Annotated in this window: 14 protein-coding genes and 1 pseudogene; 11 read left to right on the top strand and 4 right to left on the bottom strand. The window is 51.3% G+C overall.

Features of this window, described 5'->3' with window-relative positions; translation table 11 throughout:
- The first annotated feature begins 16 nt into the window (after nt 1-16).
- The 11 genes and pseudogenes from wecC (at nt 17) to CDO46_RS22905 (ending at nt 12,277) form a co-directional block, all read left to right on the top strand.
- Complete coding sequence (gene wecC, locus CDO46_RS22850; protein ID WP_087840899.1) at nt 17-1,285, top strand: UDP-N-acetyl-D-mannosamine dehydrogenase; 1,269 nt, start codon at nt 17-19, stop codon at nt 1,283-1,285.
- Between the two features lie 53 nt (nt 1,286-1,338).
- Complete coding sequence (pseB, locus tag CDO46_RS22855) at nt 1,339-2,337, top strand: UDP-N-acetylglucosamine 4,6-dehydratase (inverting) (protein WP_087840939.1); 999 nt, start codon at nt 1,339-1,341, stop codon at nt 2,335-2,337.
- On the top strand, nt 2,337-3,494 hold the full coding sequence (gene pseC, locus CDO46_RS22860) for a UDP-4-amino-4,6-dideoxy-N-acetyl-beta-L-altrosamine transaminase (RefSeq protein ID WP_087840900.1): 1,158 nt from the start codon (nt 2,337-2,339) through the stop codon (nt 3,492-3,494). The genes pseB and pseC overlap by 1 nt, the downstream gene beginning before the upstream one ends.
- 21 nt (nt 3,495-3,515) lie before the next feature.
- Nucleotides 3,516-5,129 (top strand): aldo/keto reductase, encoded by a 1,614-nt coding sequence (locus CDO46_RS22865; RefSeq protein WP_087840901.1) that lies wholly within the window; start codon nt 3,516-3,518, stop codon nt 5,127-5,129.
- Nucleotides 5,114-5,932, top strand: coding sequence for an SDR family NAD(P)-dependent oxidoreductase (locus CDO46_RS22870; RefSeq protein ID WP_140416903.1), 819 nt, complete (start codon nt 5,114-5,116; stop codon nt 5,930-5,932). Before CDO46_RS22865 ends, CDO46_RS22870 begins: the two co-directional genes overlap by 16 nt.
- Nucleotides 5,933-5,942: 10 nt before the next feature.
- Nucleotides 5,943-7,043, top strand: coding sequence for a UDP-2,4-diacetamido-2,4,6-trideoxy-beta-L-altropyranose hydrolase (pseG, locus tag CDO46_RS22875; protein WP_087840903.1), 1,101 nt, complete (start codon nt 5,943-5,945; stop codon nt 7,041-7,043).
- Nucleotides 7,040-7,588 (top strand): UDP-4-amino-4,6-dideoxy-N-acetyl-beta-L-altrosamine N-acetyltransferase, encoded by a 549-nt coding sequence (pseH, locus tag CDO46_RS22880; RefSeq protein WP_254914657.1) that lies wholly within the window; start codon nt 7,040-7,042, stop codon nt 7,586-7,588. The genes pseG and pseH overlap by 4 nt, the downstream gene beginning before the upstream one ends.
- Nucleotides 7,585-8,649, top strand: a complete 1,065-nt coding sequence (gene pseI, locus CDO46_RS22885) for a pseudaminic acid synthase (RefSeq protein ID WP_087840904.1) — start codon at nt 7,585-7,587, stop codon at nt 8,647-8,649. The genes pseH and pseI overlap by 4 nt, the downstream gene beginning before the upstream one ends.
- A gap of 372 nt (nt 8,650-9,021) precedes the next feature.
- Nucleotides 9,022-10,527: a heparinase II/III-family protein gene (locus CDO46_RS22890; protein WP_254914658.1), complete on the top strand. Its 1,506-nt coding sequence runs from the start codon at nt 9,022-9,024 to the stop codon at nt 10,525-10,527.
- 196 nt (nt 10,528-10,723) lie between these two features.
- Nucleotides 10,724-11,283: pseudogene (locus CDO46_RS28730) on the top strand (transposase); the annotation flags it as partial.
- A protein-coding gene (locus CDO46_RS22905) for an IS3 family transposase (protein WP_087840906.1) occupies nt 11,205-12,277 on the top strand; the annotation gives its coding sequence in 2 pieces (ribosomal slippage) (nt 11,205-11,427 and nt 11,427-12,277; 1,074 coding nt in all). The pseudogene CDO46_RS28730 and the gene CDO46_RS22905, both read left to right, overlap by 79 nt.
- Before the next feature lie 89 nt (nt 12,278-12,366).
- Here CDO46_RS22905 and CDO46_RS28135 read toward each other — a convergent pair.
- From CDO46_RS28135 to CDO46_RS28150, 4 genes are all read right to left on the bottom strand, one after another.
- Nucleotides 12,367-14,253 (bottom strand): right-handed parallel beta-helix repeat-containing protein, encoded by a 1,887-nt coding sequence (locus tag CDO46_RS28135; protein ID WP_140416904.1) that lies wholly within the window; start codon nt 14,251-14,253, stop codon nt 12,367-12,369.
- 1,138 nt (nt 14,254-15,391) lie between these two features.
- Nucleotides 15,392-16,750 (bottom strand): hypothetical protein, encoded by a 1,359-nt coding sequence (locus tag CDO46_RS28140; protein WP_140416905.1) that lies wholly within the window; start codon nt 16,748-16,750, stop codon nt 15,392-15,394.
- A complete protein-coding gene (locus CDO46_RS28145) occupies nt 16,747-17,922 on the bottom strand; it encodes a hypothetical protein (protein ID WP_140416906.1) in 1,176 nt (391 codons plus the stop codon). The genes CDO46_RS28140 and CDO46_RS28145 overlap by 4 nt, the downstream gene beginning before the upstream one ends.
- Nucleotides 17,919-19,205, bottom strand: coding sequence for a hypothetical protein (locus CDO46_RS28150; protein WP_140416907.1), 1,287 nt, complete (start codon nt 19,203-19,205; stop codon nt 17,919-17,921). The genes CDO46_RS28145 and CDO46_RS28150 overlap by 4 nt, the downstream gene beginning before the upstream one ends.
- Nucleotides 19,206-19,218 lie beyond the last annotated feature (13 nt).

The raw sequence follows: 19,218 nt of genomic DNA on the forward strand, positions 1-19,218 counted from the left end.
GAAGCAGGAAAACTCCATGAACTTCGAAACGATTTCAGTCATCGGCCTTGGCTATATCGGCCTTCCTACTGCGGCGGTCTTTGCTTCCCGCAAAAAGAAAGTGATAGGCGTTGACGTCAACGCCAAGGCTGTCGACACCATCAATCGCGGGGAAATCCATATCGTCGAACCGGATCTGGATATCGTCGTCCGAGCCGCAGTCACGGATGGCTACCTAAGCGCGACTACTCAGCCTCAACCGGCCGATGCCTTTCTGATTGCCGTGCCCACTCCATTCAAGGAAGGTCACGAACCCGACCTAGCTTATATTGAGTCCGCAAGCAAGGCCATTGCGCCTGTCTTGAAAAAAGGGAATCTCGTTGTTTTGGAGTCGACATCGCCAGTCGGAGCTACGGAGCAAATGGCGCAATGGCTCGCGGAGGCTCGTCCGGATCTCAAGTTTCCGCAGACTCATGGTGAAGACTCTGATATTCGCATTGCACACTGCCCGGAACGAGTACTGCCGGGACACGTCTTGCGCGAGCTCGTTTCTAACGACCGCGTCATTGGCGGCATGACTCCCAAATGTTCAGAGGCGGCCAGCCGACTATACGAGATTTTTGTTCAAGGCGAATGCATCGTTACCAATGCGCGCACTGCCGAGATGTGCAAGCTCACAGAGAACAGCTTCCGGGATACGAATATTGCGTTCGCCAACGAGCTCTCCATCATTTGCGACAAGTTGGGCATAAACGTGTGGGAATTGATCCGGCTCGCCAACCGCCACCCGCGCGTGAATATATTGCAACCTGGCCCTGGGGTTGGCGGACATTGCATTGCAGTGGACCCCTGGTTCATTGTCAGTACCACGCCCGAAGAGGCTCGCCTGATCCGCACCGCCCGAGAAGTGAACGACAGCAAGCCGTATTGGGTTCTGGACAAGGTCAAAATCGCCATCACCGAACATTTGGAAGCGAACCCGTCCAAAACCATTAAGGACGTGATAATTGCTTGCTTAGGACTTGCCTTCAAACCAGATATCGATGATTTGCGCGAAAGTCCGGCCGTCGAAATCTGCCGAGAGCTGGTCAACAATCACGGCGGGCCTGTGCTCGCTGTCGAACCGAATGTCAAAGAACTTCCCCCAAAACTTGCCGAAATTTTCACCCTGAGCGATACAGAAGCCGCGCTAACTCAGGCGGATATCGTAATACTCCTGGTGGATCACAAGGAATTCAAGGCCATCCCCAGAAACAGAATAAGCGGGATCGCCGTGATTGATACTCGAGGCGTATGGACCTCATAAGGATGTGTGTCCTCGGACCAGTTTGAATCAACGAAAACGATAGCGGAACCATGATGCTGACTAACAAAACTATCCTCGTCACCGGCGGTACCGGCTCCTTCGGCAACACTTTCGTGCCGATGACCCTAGCCAAGTACAACCCCAAGAAAATCATCATTTACTCGCGCGACGAGATGAAGCAATGGGACATGGCCAAGAAATACACCAACGACAGCCGCGTCCGCTTTTTCATTGGCGACGTGCGCGATCGTGAGCGTCTGTATCGTGCCTTGGACGGCGTCGACTATGTTGTCCATGCAGCAGCGACAAAAATCGTGCCCACAGCCGAATACAATCCTTTCGAATGCGTCAAAACCAATATCAACGGCGCAATGAATCTTATCGACGCCTGCTTAGACCAAGGCGTAAAACGCGTGGTCGCCCTCTCCACCGATAAGGCGAGTAGCCCCGCGAATTTGTACGGCGCAACCAAGCTGGCTTCCGACAAGTTGTTCGTCGCTGGCAACTCGTACTCTGGCGGGCGAGATACACGCTTTGCCGTCGTGCGCTACGGCAATGTGATGGGTTCGCGTGGATCCGTCATCCCCTTCTTCATGTCGATTAAAGATAAAGGTGAACTTCCAATTACCGACAGCCGCATGACGCGGTTCATGATTTCCCTTGAAGAAGGTGTAGAACTGGTTTGGCATGCGTTCGAGGACATGGAAGGTGGGGAGATCTATGTCAAAAAAATCCCTTCAATGAAGGTTACAGACCTGGGCAAAGTCGTCGCGCCCGAGGCCAAGCAAGTTGAGATCGGCATCCGCCCAGGCGAAAAGCTGCATGAACAAATGATCAGCGCAGAAGATTCGTATTACACCTACGAGTACCCTGAACACTTCAAGATCCTACCCGCCATCAACGGCTGGTGCGATAGCCCTGAACGCATCAAGAACGGCAAGAAAGTACCGGAAGGTTTCATCTACTCGAGCGACAACAATACGGAATGGATGAGCCCCGCGGCCTTGCAGGCTTGGATCGATCAAAATCGCGAAAAAATTGGGAGCATCTGATGATTCCCTATGGCCGCCAGGACATCACCGAAGAAGACGTCCAGTCCGTCTTGACCGCCTTGAAGTCCGACTTCCTGACGCAAGGACCGTATGCTCCCCGCTTCGAGCAGGCGATTGCTCAACACGTCGGCGCTCGGCATGCGTTGGCCGTCAACAGCGCCACTTCAGCCCTACACATTGCCTGCTTGGCCCTAGGCCTCGGCCCCGGCGACTGGCTCTGGACCACCCCCATAACCTTCGTGGCATCGGCGAACTGCGGGCTGTACTGCGGTGCTAAGGTGGATTTCGTCGATATTGACCCGAACACCTATAACCTATGTCCCCAAGCCTTGGAGACAAAGCTCCAGCAAGCTGAACGGCAAGGCTGCCTGCCCAAGGTCGTAGTTCCGGTACATTTAGCTGGCCAGTCCTGCGATATGGAAGCCATCCATGCCCTGGCCCAGCGATACGGCTTCAAGATAATTGAAGATGCATCCCACGCCGTGGGCGGCAAGTACCAGGGCGAATTCGTCGGTAACTGCCGCTATAGCGACATTACGGTTTTCAGCTTTCATCCTGTCAAAATCGTTACAACAGCGGAAGGTGGGCTTGCGCTCACCAATGACGATCTGCTGGCCGAAAAAATGGCGCTACTACGCAGCCACGGCGTGACTCGCGACACAGCGCTGATGACTCACGAAACGCATGGTCCTTGGTACTACCAACAGGTCGCGCTGGGCTACAACTATCGAATGACCGAACTTCAAGCGGCCCTCGGTTGCTCGCAGCTCACACGCCTGGATCAATACGTCGCGCGCCGACACGAACTCGCCAAGCGTTATGACGAACTCCTGCAAGACCTGCCCCTGCGTACCCCGTGGCAACATCCCGACACTTATTCCGGTCTGCATCTCTACATCATCCGGCTCAAGCTCAAGGAGTTGAAATCCAATCGCCGTGCGGTATTCGAAGCGCTACGCAGCCGCGAAATCGGTGTCAACGTTCATTACATACCGGTCCATACGCAACCGTACTATCGCGAGATGGGATTCACCGACGGGCAGTTTCCACAAGCAGAACAGTACTATGCCGAGGCGATCAGCCTGCCCATGTACCCGCTCTTGACCGATGCCGAACAAGACCAAGTCGTCGCAGCGCTGAGTAGCGCATTGGCGTAATGCCCATACAGAAACCAGGCCATGCCTCGCACTCTTGTCGTCATTCAATCACGGCTTTCTTCCAGCCGCCTTCCGGGTAAAGCCCTGCTAACCCTGGCTGGCAGGCCCGTCGCCGTACTTTGCGCTCAACGGGCCGGCTCAACGGGCTTGCCGGTCCTCGTCGCCACTTCTGATGATCCGAGCGATGATGGCCTTGCCATGACCTTAAGCAGTCACGGCATTGCCTGCCATCGTGGCTCCCTTGAAGACGTCCTTGGCCGTATGGCTACCGCCACATCAGCCCTAGACGACGACGATCGGGTCGTTCGGCTGACAGCCGACAACGTCTTCCCAGATGGCACATTCATTGACACACTTCTCAGCACATTTGCCAACGCAGGCGTTGATTATCTAGGAACATCTTCACCCGATGATGGCCTGCCTTACGGCATGAGCGCCGAGGTCTTCACCGCGCGAGCGTTGCGAAAGGCCGCCGAGCAGGCAAAAACAGCTTTCGACCGTGAGCATGTCACGCCCTATATCCGCCGGCATATGCGCATGCGAACGTTCCAGGCTCCCGACGCGGAGCCAGTATGGCGTGAGCTTCGATGCACCCTGGATACCTTCGACGACTACTTGCGCTTGTTGGCTATCTTCACCAACGTTACCGCGCCGGAGACTACCAACTGGCGTGACCTGGTCCAGATTCTTGTACGGCAAACAAGGCCCGCCCCGATTGGCACCCTGTTCACGCTCGGCACCGCGCAGTTGGGTCTAGCGTATGGTATAGCTAACACAGTCGGTCAACCGACTTCCGACCAAACCCGAGCGCTGATCCATCAAGCACTTGAACTCGGCGTAAACAGCATCGATACCGCTCGTGCCTATGGCTTATCCGAAGCACGGCTTGGCGTGGCGCTCGAACGCCGTTCTTCACGCCCCCGCGTCATCACCAAACTTAGCCCATTGGCAGAATTCGATGCCCAGGCCACTCCGGCGGCTGTCCGCCACGCGGTCAGAGCCAGCATCTTCGAATCCTGCCATGCGCTGCGACAGCCCAGGCTCGATACGGTTCTGCTACATCGTTGGGCACATCGCACCGAATGGGAAGCCGCAGCCTGGAACGAACTACTGAATCTCAAAAATGAAGGCATCGTAGGTACTCTTGGCGTTAGCGTATCTGGGCCAGAAGAAGCTAGAGAAGCCCTCCGCGACGAAAACGTCTCTCACATTCAATGCCCAGTCAACTTGCTGGACTGGCGCTGGCGCACGAGTCAATTTTTAGCCGCCGTCGCCGACCGACCTGACGTCGAATTTTTTGCCCGTAGCGTGTATTTACAGGGTCTGCTACTGCTACCTCCTAGCCGCTGGCCTCGCTACGAGGGGGCCCCGCCCCAGCATCTAGCCGGCATTCTGAGCGCCCTCGTCTCGCAGCTCAAGCGTGAAAACCGGGAAGACCTTTGCTTGGCATATGTTCGGGGCTTGCCATGGATTAAGAGCCTCGTCATTGGCTTAGAAACACCAGCTCAACTGCATAGTAACGTCAAGCTGTTCAGACACCCTCCTCTCAACGAAAACGAACGAAGCATTGTCGAACGCGCAATACCAACGCTGCCCGACACGTTGCTCAATCCGGCCAAATGGGTCACATCATGAATGCTCCAAACCGCTTCCAGCTCGATGACCGAGTTGTATTGATTACCGGTGCAGCGGGTCACCTGGGCCGTGCCATCAGTCTGGGCGTAGCAGAAGCCGGCGGTATACCCATCTTGTGCGGCCGCACCCCTGAGAAACTGCACAAACTGCAAACGGAAATCCAGGCAGCAGGTGGCCGTGCATCCGTACTGCCTCTGGACATCGGCGACCCCAGCTCGATGGCACATGCTCTCACTTGGGTCACACAGCATTTCGACAGTGTGCATGGGCTTGTCAACTGCGCCCATATGGGCCGCCCGGGCACCATCAGCTCTGCCACCGAAGACGATTTCAACATCGCTCAACAAGCACACGTTAACGGTCCGTTCTTCCTAGTGAAGCAATTTCTGCCCCTGCTGAAACAAGGCGCTAGTGAAGTCGTGGGCGGAGCCTCTATCGTCAACGTGTCCTCCATGTATGGCATAGTCAGCCCTGACCCTACCATCTATGGAAATAGCGGCAGCAACAACCCACCTTATTACGGGGCAGCCAAAGCAGCCCTTCTACAATTGACTCGCTATTTGGCATGCCACCTTGGCGACAAACAAGTGCGAGCCAACAGCATTACACCTGGACCTTTCCCTCCTGCTGATATCGCTCAAACAGCGCCCGATTTCTATCAGGGCCTGTGCAAGAAGAATCCGCTCGGCCGTATCGGAGCCCCGGAAGAAGTCGCCGGCCCCGCGGTGTTCCTTTTGTCCGCTGCTAGCTCGTACATAACTGGCGCCAATATTCCCGTTGATGGCGGCTGGACTAGTTGGTAGCGCTTCCGCCATGCAGACTATTGCTTTCCGGGCTGATGCCTCTCTAAATATCGGCACCGGCCACGTCATGCGCTGCTTAACCCTGGCGGACGCCTTGCGCGACGAGGGCTACTCCAGTCTTTTCATCTGCCGCGAACACCCTGGCAACCTAATTGACATCATCCGCCAACGCGGCTACGAAGCCGTTGCTCTGCCATATCAAGGAACGGTCACGGCAGTGCCCTCTTCCGTCCCCTCGCCCATACATGCCGCATGGCTCGGCAGTGATTGGGAGACCGACGCACAGCAAACTCAAGCAGCGCTTGCCAACGTCAATACCTCGTGGTTGGTGGTCGATCACTATTCGCTCGACTCCCGCTGGGAAAATAGATTTCGCACGTCCATTCCACACCTGCTCGTCATCGACGATCTGGCTGATCGCTCGCACGATTGCGATCTGCTTCTCGATCAGAACCTCGGCCGCCGGTGGGAGGACTATTCCGCACATGTCCCTCCCGGATGCGTCGTACTAACCGGCCCCGACTACGTACTACTGCGTCCCGAATTCCACCTAGCTCGCTCCTTCGGCTTGCGGCGCCGAACGCAGCCAGACTTCAAGCACCTGCTCATCACTATGGGTGGAATAGACAAGGGCAACGTAACGGCCGAAGTATTGTCAGCGCTGCGCCTATGCCCACTGCCGTCCGATGCCCGCATTACGATTGTCATGGGCTCCCGCTCTCCTTGGCTGGAAGCCGTAAGGCAGGCCGCGACCGAACTGCCTTGGCATACAGAAGTCAAGGTCGATGTAAACAATATGGCTGAATTGATGGCCAACAGCGACTTGGCCATCGGCGCCGCGGGCTCAACTGCCTGGGAACGATGCTGCGTAGGCCTACCATCCATCATGGTAGTGCTCGCCGATAATCAACTGATCATTGCCCAGATGTTGAGCCACGCCGGTGGTGCCTTCACAATTGAATCTGCGGCAGCTATCGCGATCAAACTGCCGGACATTCTTACCCAACTGGTCAACGATGCGGCGCTACGTCAAGCCACTGCAGCTGCGGCAAGCCGTATTGTCGACGGTGAAGGAGTACGACGCGTCATACAGGCCATGGAAAATACATGATGGGACATACCGGTGACGGGCGTATTCGCCCTATGGTCGAAGCGGACTTAGAAAGCGTACTCGCGTGGAGAAACCATCCGAGTGTACGCGTGTGGATGTATACCCAACATGCAATTAGCCCAGAGGAACACCGAACGTGGTTTAGCAAGGCGAGCACAGATAGTTCGAGAATTTTGCTCATTTATCTAAACCACGAAACTCCCTCCGGCTTCGTTAACTTAAAAAAAAGTTATGGAAATAATGCCGAATGGGGCTTCTATACAAATCCCAATGCCCCCAAAGGCACCGGCAAAGGAATGGGAATTGCCACATTAAGGCATGCCTTCGAAAATTGCGGAATGCATAAAATACATGGTCAGGTTCTTGCCTACAATGAACGCTCGATCCACTATCACCTTTCGCTTGGTTTTCAGCGAGAGGGAATCCTGCGCGGCCAACATTTCGACGGAACCAATTACCACGACGTCCATTGCTTCGGACTGCTTGCCACCGAGTGGAGAGGATTGCAAACGCAAACGAACGCCGACCTATCGGAGAAACCATGAAGAAAACTGACTCTATTACGATCAGCGGCAGGCGCATTGGCCGCGACGTCGAGCCGTACATCATCGCCGAGATATCTGCAAATCATAACGGCAAGATTGAAACCGCCATTCAACTCATTAATGAAGCCAAAACTGCAGGCGCAGATGCAGTAAAAATTCAAACCTATACTGCCGACACCATTACCCTGAACTCTAATACCGAAGATTTTCGGATTAAAGGCGGGTTATGGGACGGACGTACATTATACGATCTATACCAGGAGGCACACCTTCCTTGGGATTGGCACAAACCGCTATTTGAGCACGCCCGCAAGACGGGAATTACGATTTTTAGCTCTCCATTCGACAACACCGCCGTGGACCTATTGGAGGATCTCAACGCACCTGCTTATAAGATTGCGTCATTCGAGGCCGTCGATCTACCCTTAATTAAATATGCGGCGTCAACCGGCAAACCAATGATCATTTCCACTGGAATGGCGGACGACGAGGAAATCTCTGAAGCCATTCAAGCGGCGAGGGACGGCGGCTGCAACGAACTTGCCATTTTGCATTGCGTAAGCGGCTACCCCGCCCCCGCTGAAGAATACAATCTCTATACTCTGGCTGACATGATTGAACGCTTTGGCGTGGTGACGGGACTCTCTGACCATACGTTAGACAATACTACCGCGCTTGCAAGCGTCGCGCTGGGCGCGGCGCTAATCGAAAAGCATTTCACTTTGGACAGATCTGGAGGCGGCCCAGACGATAGTTTTTCCTTAGAACCCAAGGATCTAGCTGAACTATGCCGGGGAGCAAAGACTGCTTGGCGCGCCCTCGGCCGTGTAGATTATGGAAAAAAATCTAGCGAAATCGGCAATGCCCAATTCCGAAGATCCCTCTATTTCGTGAAAGATTTGAAGGCCGGCGATATAGTGACTGAGGATGCAGTGCGAAGTGTACGCCCAGGTTATGGATTAGCACCAAAACAGCTGTCGCGGATTGTAGGAGCACGCCTCAGAATGGATGTTCAAAAAAACACACCTGTGAGGTTATGCGCACTCGTACTAAACGATTAGACAACAACCACAAGATTCCTATCGACGAAGATGTCAAACCAACGGCCCTCACTTCTCCTAAAGTTCCGAACCGCGCGCTTACTCGGACTGAGTAACATATGGAGGGTCTTTCTATATCGATTAGGCCTCAAAACCAGGCTATCTAGAGCGTGCCGTTTGCGGTCCAGGATCCCTGCAGCGCCGTTTTACACAAATCCATTAAGAAAAACTGAATTACCAGGTACAACGAGGTGGAATAACCATTCCATTCTTTTCGGGCACATAGAGATTCCTTTACACGGAAGACCACCTCCTTGGCACACCAACGTCCTTAACAATAAAGAGCACCCTCAAAAAAACGCCCCTTGGTGGAAAATCCCCGACTTTAACTCGATGATCGGGGACATAAAAATAATATGGGAGGCATCCCGATTTGGCTGGGTGCTCGCCTTCGCCACAGAAGCCAGCAGAGGAAACAGCCAATCCATAGCACGGCTAAATGACTGGCTAGAGAACTGGTGTAAAGAAAACCCTCCTTACATTGGTCCAAATTGGAAATGCGGACAAGAAGCTTCAATACGAGTAATCCACTTGGCCACAGCATCCCTAATTATGGGAACAGTGCAAACGCCAACGTTCGGTTTTTTAGAATTACTTTCCACTCACCTACAACGCATTGAACCAACTCTTCCGTATGCAATCGCGCAGGACAACAATCACGGCACCTCAGAGGCAGCAGCTCTTTTTATTGGTGGAAGTTATTTGGAACACCACGGAATTTTGGAGGGAAGACGCTGGAGCAAACTAGGGAGAAAATGGCTAGAAAATAGAGCCAAACGCCTAATTTTGCCTGATGGCACGTTTAGTCAATATTCAACCAACTATCACAGGTTGATGTTAGACACATTCAGCATATCCGAGATTTTTCGACAAAAATTTCAACTCGCCCCATTCTCCCAAGCGCTATTCCAGCGAATCTGCGCAGCAATCGAATGGCTTACGCAAATAACAGACCCTCAAAGCGGGGACGCTTGGAATTGGGGCGCAAATGACGGCGCGCATATTTTGCATTTAACCCAAACCGGGTATCGAGATTTTAGGCCATCATTGCAATTGGCAGGCGCGATTTTCCTTGAGAGGAGAATATTCGACTCTGCTGGCGAATATGACATTCAACTTGATTGGTTGAACATCCCGAGGAGGCAACTGCCGCTGCCCCCTCTAAAAAGCAAGCTGCTCCCAAACGGCGGGATTGCAATATTACGCCGGGGCGAAAAAAGGGTTTTTCTACGATTCCCTTCTTTTGAGTTTAGGCCATCACACGCAGATTCGCTGCATCTTGATTTCTGGATTGGGAACAAAAATTTCTTCCGCGACGCGGGAACTTTTAGTTATAACGCCTCGCCAACCTTAATGACGTACTTTTCAGGCGTTCAGTCACATAACACCATACAATTCGATGATCGAGATCAAATGCCTCGACTCGGGCGTTTTCTCTTTGGCGGTTGGCCACGCATCGACCAACCGATAAAATTTGTGGATGACAGCCAAACAAGCAGCTCCGTAACCGCATCGTACACAGACTACTGGGGCGCGTACCATCAACGGCAAGTTATCTTAACCGATCACAACCTGAGCGTCATTGATAACATCAGCGATTTCGAAAGGAAGGCCGTACTACGCTGGCGACTGCCCGATGGAATATACTCGCTGAATGAGAAAAGAATTTATACGCATTACGGCACACTCGAATTCACTTCAAGCAGTCCTAACATCAAAATAAGAATCGTAAATAACTGGGAATCTATCAGATACCTGGAAAAAAAAGAATCGACGGTTGTTGAATTGGAGGTTCAGGAGCCGTGCCAAATCACAACAACGTTTAACTGGCCCGGCTGAGTAAAGAAGAAGCTGAAGCGTCTCCTTGCAAGCGCTATAGCGGAAATTGTATTGACCAGTGGAGTTCCATATACGTCATATTCGAGAACCCGACATTGTGCACGAACGCCGGACACCAAAGCGCAAGAACGAGCTGGTGACCTGCTCCCCGAGATTAGTACGGTAATGATGTAGAGTCTGCCTCCGTGGAGGTAGCATGAAGAAGCGTTTCACAGAAGAACAAATCATTGGCATCCTGAAGGAAGCCGAGGCAGGCACAAAGGTAGCAGACCTATGCCGCAAGCACGGCATCAGTGATGCGACGTACTACAACTGGAAGGCGAAGTTCGGCGGCATGACCGTGTCGGATGCGCAGCGGCTCAAGGCCCTGGAAGCGGAGAATGCGCGGCTCAAGCGATTGCTAGCCGAGAGCATGCTGGACAATGCGGCGCTCAAGGATGTCCTCGGCCGAAAGTGGTGAGCCCGCAGGCGAAGCGAGCAGCAGTGATGCACGTCATGCAAGTGCATGGCTTAGGCGTCACCCGCGCCTGTGGGCTATTCGGCATCTCCCGGTCCTTGTACCGCTATGAATCGCGCCGCCCGGATGACCAGGCCCTACGGGACCGGCTATGTGAGCTGGCAGCCGCCAAGCGGCGCTATGGCTATCGGCGGCTGCATGTGCTCGTCAAGCGCGAAGGGTGGGCCGTCAATCACAAACGGCTGTTCCGCGTCTATCAGCAGGCAGGTTTGGCAGTCAGAAGGCGCAAGAGGAAGAGAATTGCTGGCGTCGAGCGACAGGTCAAGACACGTCGATGATGGCGCGCATGAAGGAGCTGGAGGCGGAGAATGCCCGGCTTCGCAAGATGTACATCGAGGAGAAACTCAAGGCCGAGATTGCATCGGAGTACTTGGCAAAAAAGCCCTGAGGCCGTCTCGCCGGCGCGAGATGGCCAAGGAAGTGGTCAAGGCCAGACGGGCGTCAATCCGGGTGGCCTGTGCGATTTTCAGCATCAGCGAATCCTGCTATCGGTACGAGGCCAAGCTCAAGGCCGAGAACGAGGAGATTGCCGATTGGCTGCTGCGCCTGACCGACAACCATCGCACCTGGGGTTTCATGCTGTGCTTTCTGTACCTGCGCAACGTCCGTGGGTTTGGCTGGAACCACAAGCGCGTGTACCGCATCTACAAGGAACTGGAACTGAACCTGCGCATCAAACCGCGCAAAAGACTGGTTCGGCAGATGCCGGAACCGCTGGCAGTGCCTAGGGCCATCAACGAAGTCTGGTCGATGGACTTCATGCATGACCAGTTGGCCGACGGCCGGACCATTCGGACATTCAACGTGATCGATGACTTCAATCGTGAGGCGTTAGGGATCGAGGTGGACTTCTCGCTTCCTGCTGCTCGGGTAGCACGGGTGTTGAACCAGATCATCGAACACCGAGGACGGCCTTTAGCGATTCGTTGCGACAACGGACCGGAATACGCGGGTTCAACGTTATTGGTCTGGGCGCAAAAGCGGGGCATCAAGCTCGACTTCATCCAGCCCGGCAAACCGCAGCAAAATGCCTATATCGAGCGTTTCAACCGAACAGCCAGGTACGAATGGCTGTCGCAGTTCGAGTGGGAAGACCTGGAGCATGTGCAGGACCACGCCACGCGCTGGATGTGGTCCTACAATCACGAACGCCCGAATATGGCATTGGGCGGGTTCACACCAAAGCAGCGGCTGGCCATGGCCGCATCAGGTTCTACTTCTGCGGCCCAGTAGGAATGGGGGCATTACCGAATATGCTTAGTACACAGACTACCCGGGTGTTGTTGAAACAGTAGAGAAGAAATTGCCTTCCATAAAGCTTGTTAGCTATTAGCCAGAGCTCTCCACGTCTGCGACCTCGGCTCGAAATACATTGGACCAATTTCTTCATCAACGATTAACTCATAAGCCTCAGGACTTTGAGGCCGTTCCTTGCCACTATAGGCTGGAAGGACTATACGCTTCTCGCTCCCCATAGCTGGCGCCACCATTCCTGGAGAAAGGCTAATTGAATCGAGCCACAGGTTCCTTTTTGCATGAGCGGTACCAATTGCAGAAGGACTCATATAAATCGTAATAAACACGTGATCATCTTGAGGCACGAAAGAGGCCACACTTTTTCCAAAGGACTTTCCCTGAAAAACCAGAGGCGCATTTAAATACTCAGTGCCTCCTATTTTTGACCCCACTCTGACGCTCCATGGATATGCGGTGTCTGTCATGTAATCAACTGCTAGAACCCATGGCATGCCTCTAGCTACAGCCACTCGGCGATACATTGAACATGGTCCTCGCACATCCTCGCCGACAAAAATTCTTTGCGCGGAGCTACCGCTGCGCTTGTTTTCGAAATCTAATGAAAAACTTGTACCATCTGGAGGTTTAGCGGGCTCTATCTGCCAGCCATCAGCTATTCCATCTCTATTGCTGTCCAATCGAAACGTTGCATTTGCCAGTACATTCTCGCCGGAGAAATTGCTCGTTAGTTGGCGACCATTTGCAACACCACTAAAGCTGTTTCGCCCATCCAAATCAATTACTTGATCATTTCCACCAGAGAAATAGCTGCTTCCAAGGCTGTTGTTGAAGGCCCCAGCCTCGAAAACTACAGCTCCCCCTTTTACGAGTCGAACAGTCGCCTGCGTCGCTGCCACTTTTATAGCGGGGGCTTCTGCCTCGAGTTGCACTACAAAACTCTCCGGAGTTACATCCACTACGACTCCAAACAGATTATAATTCGTAGATGCAAAAGCTACGCTTACTTCATCTTTTTGGATTAACCCATGCCTCTTGCTCTTAAACGAGACATTTCTTCCGCTTAACAAAAAATCTTGCACCGGAACACTTCTATTGTTCCCCTCAAATCGTCCTGATAGAACATTCACATTTCTCGATCCCTTCTGGCATAAAATGCCGATTCGGTTTCTCTCAAATGCTGTAATTATTGTATAATCAGAAAGCAACGCGGTGCGCAAACCGACTCTATTTGAATGTATGCGACCACCGATTAGAATCGTAGAATTTCCATTTTTCTCAGCGTCTACTCCAATACCGCTATTGCTGATTTCACAATCATCTATTCTGTTATAGTAGCCTCCTTTTATAACCGGGTCGTCCCCTCCGTGCACAAGAGCTCGACCATGCCCCCTTAGCTGCATTCTGGAAAGATGAAAGTGACTTACCTGTCTCAGATCAATTCCTATTGCATCTTCATTCAACCATAACATGTCGTCGGTATTAGTAATCAGCAAATCACTGAATGAAACGAAATTGGTGCGTTTTTCCGAGGCAGGTTTAAAACAAGGCTTCGCCCCTCCTGCCATTGATATTTTCACCTTTCCATTTCCAGTAAAATTTTGCTGATCGTAGAACTGCAGCGACTCCGTTAACACAACATCGGCTGCTCCGTTCGAACTCATAAAATAGAGATTTAACGATTTTGCATTATCTAAAATTCGTTGGATTCTCTCAGTCTGCTCAGACGGAGGCCATTTAGATGACACATAATCAAATATATTCACCGTATCTTCAAGTTTTTCGGCCACACTACGAACAATCTGAGCATTAGGAGCCCTATAATAGATACGCTGAGCGTCTATAAGCTGCGTTCCATCTTCGCTCGCCTTAGGGGGTAGAATATCACCAGACTTGACCGATGTTTTTTCAAGTTCCGCTGCGCGCAGCCTGGATGCCCCGAACAACGACGCCATAATTAGGCTCAGCTTAGAAAAAAAATTTCTACGGAGCATATTGCCTCCATTTGCTGGAAAATACAATTCGCTCACAAAGGAACATAACCTAAGGGCGACAAACATCTCTAATTGACATTCATATCTGACAACAAGCAATTCTACAATACGACTGTCATCGTTTACTGAGCCATTGATAGGTCATAAACCTCAGGACATCGATAAGCATCTTGTGATGCTTCAAGAGGTGATTTATTTACTCATCCTATCGTACTATCGCACGGCAATGCAGCGCGACAATCCTTAAATGTCTATCCGTGGGGCTAGGTCGTCGGCGTAGCGCCAATCGACAAAAAATCTCTACTGAAAAATCAAGGGGTACAGCTTCCCGCAACAACTTCCGGGCGCCTGGGTTCTTATAGCACAACTCGCCAGACACTTCTTTCCATGCCTGATACCAGTTTCCAATACGTGTTCGACTGTAAGCCCTCTTCGCTTTTCCGATCAGCCTTTCGGCTTATAGTCGATAGGACATGCTGAGCAACGAATTGTGATCCGGAAACCATGACTTAAGCTCACGGACGTTCCAAAACACTCCGATACTTGTAATTTGGTGTTCTTGTCTCTTCCGGATGTACTGTAGGCTACGCGAGACTCTGTTCAATCATGCCTCTGGTCGCCCGAAATTCTCTATTTGACTTGGCCTGCCTGTTGGCAACAGTACCATGCTCCATAGCAAACCAAAGTAGAGTTACAGTATTGGCGCCGCAGGACAGTCCATCGAATTTCATCAGATATGAGTTCTAACAAGCTGCCTTGACAACTTCATATCCACGCCTGGTAGGGGCTCCTATTTTTTACGCTCATCCTATCTACCGCTTCCTCGTAATCGCTTGCAGTCCATGTAATACAGTTTGGCACTTCCTGTTGAAGCCTCTCCGAAATCTTTAATGCCACTCTTTGCGGCATCCAATCTGCAAAGCCCAACGCATATAAGTCCCTGGGTTGACGGGGATTAGAAATCCTCCGTCCAATTTACGCTATATGGCTCCCAACTACCCGCGTTGCGCTGAATGTCGAGAATGAAGCGGCGAGGATGCAAATTAAAGAATGCTGCCTTACGTTTGTAGGCTAAATCAAAAAAGTTTTCATGCTTACCTCATAAAGCAAGCGAATGAAACAGAGCGCATAGTTGGGAACTCGCAAAGGCAGGAGCCCCTCTGACCTTCGCCCGCTCTAGAAATGGACTGTAGCTTCCCTGAGAGCCGGGTGCACTCGACATGTAAAATTTCGTCAACCGTTCTCGGGCTGAACGTTCACAGCTCTCGGGCGAAATTTCCGTTCGCATCATGTCGCTGAATTTTTCCCGTATATGCTCAAGCGACAGGGAAGATATAGATACATCTTGAGGTCCCGTGCCAAAAAAGGGTGTACCAAAAAAAAGCACAGACTTTCCGCAAAGGGACGCTTGAAGTGTCGTAGTTGAGCCTTGTCCTAGGATATAAGTTGATCGAGTTATAAGTGCATGGACAGAAGCATTCAAGGGAGCAATTTTCACATTTGGAACTTCAACCAGCTGCTCAAGAAATTGTGCATTTCGCCGCCCAAATGCTGCTGGATGCTCCTTCACAACGATAGGCATCTCTTTTGAGAGCGCTTTCACGGTAGCCAGTACTGTTCTGTGGTGATCCCTAATCTCTGCTTCAGGTATCCAATAATCGCTAGTTGATTCCGGGTAAAACTGAAGAGGCAAAAATCCAAATTGCTCCGGCAGTTCTCGTGTCTGTTTTTTTTCTAGTTTTATCGCAGCGGAAAAATTTGATGGAGTAGCATACATGCGGTGACTCAACAGGCGCCGAGGAGGAAATGAAAAACTATTCGTGTCGCGAGTCAACGCACGGTACGCAGTAAAGGCGAATGGCTTTATAGAGTCGATAAATAAACGGCGAGCGGCAACCCTACCCGATGACGAGTCCACACCTATTAACCAATCAGGTGTAACGCCTCCCTCCGTAAACCCTCGAAATAATGAATCAATCTCATCCAAACTATTTTTATCAATTTCCTGCTTCCCGCACAGCTCACCGAACTTTGTAAACCTCATTCGCTTGGAAAATGGCGTGCCCACGATAGAATATGCAGGCACTCCGAGTTCTTTTGCTGCCAAAACCAAAGTATGTAAGACGTAGGAGTCTATTGGTAGACACAAGACTCGATCAATTGCATGCTTAGAAAGAATCGAGATCCATCGCCGGAACGCCTGCGTAACTAAGTCTTTTGCTTGGGTCCGCTCCTTATACCGCAAAAAGCGGCATCGAGCGATAATATCGTCAATTTCGCACGAAAAATCAAAGTTAGGTACTTTCTCAGATAATAGTGAAGAACAGCCCCACCACGGGGCACCTGCGACACCGCGCTCATCGGAAATAGGGACAATCTCTGCATCCGGCGCGAGATCTCTGGCCAAGCGCAGAAAGCCTGGTGCAATTCGTCTTCTTACAAAAACTAGGAGTTTCATGACAAACGCTTTGAATCTTGAACGATTTTTACACTAATTAAGTAAGCTAAACAAAGCCATAGCATATAGCTCTGCATAACAGTGAAAGCGGAAAATGAAAAAATAAACTCCGCGACAAATATCAAGTAAACACTCAAAGCATATGGGTTATTAATAATTTTTTTCCGCAACGCTTGGCCAGCCTGCCACATCAACGCACAATAAAACAGCAATGTCAGTGGAGCCCCAAAAATAATCACCATTCCGAAAGGCGAGAAATGAATAGTGCTATCCGTTTGCCCATTAATGTCAATAGCAGCACCTAAACCGTAACCAGTTAGCCAGCCATACTCATGTCGCCCCAGGTAGAACAATGCGGCCTCCAACTCGTCAACTCGACCCGCAGTCGCCATATTCCAATCTACAGCGTCTCCTGAAGTGAATTGAGAAAATCGTGCCAAGATGCTTTCGGGAAGAAATCCACCGGTTACAACAAGAAGTGCCGCACCAATACTAAAAAAAACAAAAAAAACCAATTTTTGCATCTGCCCTTGGCGGAATAGGACCACCAAATACACTAACGCCATTACCACCATGGACATCATTGCCCCACGCTTACCCGAGGCGATGATTGCTACCACAGAGAGCAACGCATAAGCCCATCTCTTAAAAGCGAGACCGTAAGCAAGGGAAATAAAACTAGCCGTGTTTTGCAGGCCGAAATACACCCCTAAACCAGATGCTGCCGCAAGATGCATGAAAGAGGCAGCCCCTAAACTGAAAACCAGCGCTAGCCGCGCGATGCTTCCTAAGATCCTATTTACGGTCGCCACATAGGCGAATGAACTTGTCGTAAAGAAGAGGATAGTAAATAAACAAAAAAGCAAACGGAGTAGATTGCCTGCGATATCAATAATATCCCCTCCATGAACGATGGTCATGACAGATGCGGCTGCCATCATTATGACCAATAATGCGGCGAGGGGTGGGGTAGGCCTTTCTACATAGGGCGAAAAAATCCCGGCCATCAATAGGAGCACTAGAGCAGGAAAGCCAAAATAAAATACATAAGCTCCAATATCGTAGCTTAACCGTGTTACCTTTAGAACATGGAACACCGGTCCGAGCACACTTAGAGCTAGCGCAAGATATAGCGCATACCGCAGAGTAATATGCAAGCGCGCCAGTTTCAACGCAATTTCCTTCTCATCAACTGATAACTTATGGAAATAAATAACCCGGCATCTAGAACAATCATCCACACCAGGTAGAGGACGCTGTCGGGCAAAAGACTACTTCCCGCCACAGTCCAAACGGCACTCAGCAAGACAAGTGCCGAACCCAATAATCTTTTCCACCGTAACAACTGTCTATAAACAATGCATACTATAAGCAGAAGAACACTTATGGAAAGCGCCATTGAAATTGGCTGTGACACCCCAGCTGCCGCCGCGCCAATTAACGTAAGCCACGCTATACAAAGGCCGCTGCCGTGAAGCAGCACTGATCTCGACGATACGGCAAAGGTTCTGCTGGAAACGAGCCCAAGGAACGAAACGCCCATTACAGAAGCATATGCTAGTCCCATTCCCACTGTTTCAATCCCTTTCACATGTGGGAGAAAGGGGGCAACAATCGAGCAACAAACGGCAAGCCAACCGATTACATAATTAAGGCGTGCCCATTCGTCGACCACCCAATTTTCCGCAATATGATCTGCGGCGAGAACCTTAGGTAAAGCCCAGATATAGGCAGAGGAACTTAGCATTGATAATGCAGCTCCAAGGACAGATCCAATGCCAGATAAACCCGAAGCAGCAAGGCCAAAAGCGGTCGGCATCACAATACGATCGCCATGCTGACTCGCAACCTGCAAAAAATTTCTTAGAATTTGAGGCCCGCCAATTCCAGTTATTTTTTTTATTGGAAAAGAAAAGCGGAAGCGTTTAGGGATAACGGCCATGCAAAGAGCAATTCGAAGCAGCTCCTTAACAACCATCACCGACAAAAAAAACTGAAGTGCATAGTAAGCTGCCAGCAATGCAGCAACGTTTAATAAGGCATCGACGATAGAAATCCTAAGGAGAACATCACCGCGCTGATGTACTCTAACTAGGACAGAGCAATTACCTGAGGCTGCGAATACAAGAGAATAAAGAGAAAGCAATACAGCAGAAGAAAGAGACAGAACCTCAAGGAAGACCACCGTCCCCAGCGTTATAGTGAAAGCCAGTATCGCTGTTCCTCCAATGTAAAGTAGAACAGCGTCTAGCAGTGCTTGGCGTTTGGCTTCGTTATCCGAGGGGCCCAATTGCAGCAACGCAGTAGCAGGGCTTGGAATGCAAGCCAGAGCCAATTGAATACTCGCTCGCGTCGCTAGCCAGAGTCCAACAAAACCAAGGCCGGCACTTAGCGCCAGCACTGCCGGGGTGGCTACGTTCGATGCTGCGGGCAGCATCGTACTGACTAGGATCACCCCCCTTCGCCAT

The sequence above is a fragment of the Pigmentiphaga sp. NML030171 genome, assembly GCF_002188635.1.
GTDB lineage: Bacteria > Pseudomonadota > Gammaproteobacteria > Burkholderiales > Burkholderiaceae_B > Pigmentiphaga > Pigmentiphaga daeguensis.

Excerpts from the sequence above, each read along its gene's own strand:
- CDO46_RS28135 (WP_140416904.1), bottom strand. The coding sequence starts at position 14,253 with ATGGCGTCGTTGTTCGGGGCATCCAGGCTGCGCGCAGCGGAACTTGAA.
- CDO46_RS22865 (WP_087840901.1), top strand. The coding sequence starts at position 3,516 with ATGCCTCGCACTCTTGTCGTCATTCAATCACGGCTTTCTTCCAGCCGC.
- wecC (WP_087840899.1), top strand. The coding sequence starts at position 17 with ATGAACTTCGAAACGATTTCAGTCATCGGCCTTGGCTATATCGGCCTT.
- CDO46_RS28140 (WP_140416905.1), bottom strand. The coding sequence starts at position 16,750 with ATGAAACTCCTAGTTTTTGTAAGAAGACGAATTGCACCAGGCTTTCTG.
- pseI (WP_087840904.1), top strand. The coding sequence starts at position 7,585 with ATGAAGAAAACTGACTCTATTACGATCAGCGGCAGGCGCATTGGCCGC.
- pseB (WP_087840939.1), top strand. The coding sequence starts at position 1,339 with ATGCTGACTAACAAAACTATCCTCGTCACCGGCGGTACCGGCTCCTTC.
- CDO46_RS22890 (WP_254914658.1), top strand. The coding sequence starts at position 9,022 with ATGATCGGGGACATAAAAATAATATGGGAGGCATCCCGATTTGGCTGG.
- CDO46_RS22870 (WP_140416903.1), top strand. The coding sequence starts at position 5,114 with ATGGGTCACATCATGAATGCTCCAAACCGCTTCCAGCTCGATGACCGA.
- pseH (WP_254914657.1), top strand. The coding sequence starts at position 7,040 with ATGATGGGACATACCGGTGACGGGCGTATTCGCCCTATGGTCGAAGCG.
- pseC (WP_087840900.1), top strand. The coding sequence starts at position 2,337 with ATGATTCCCTATGGCCGCCAGGACATCACCGAAGAAGACGTCCAGTCC.
- pseG (WP_087840903.1), top strand. The coding sequence starts at position 5,943 with ATGCAGACTATTGCTTTCCGGGCTGATGCCTCTCTAAATATCGGCACC.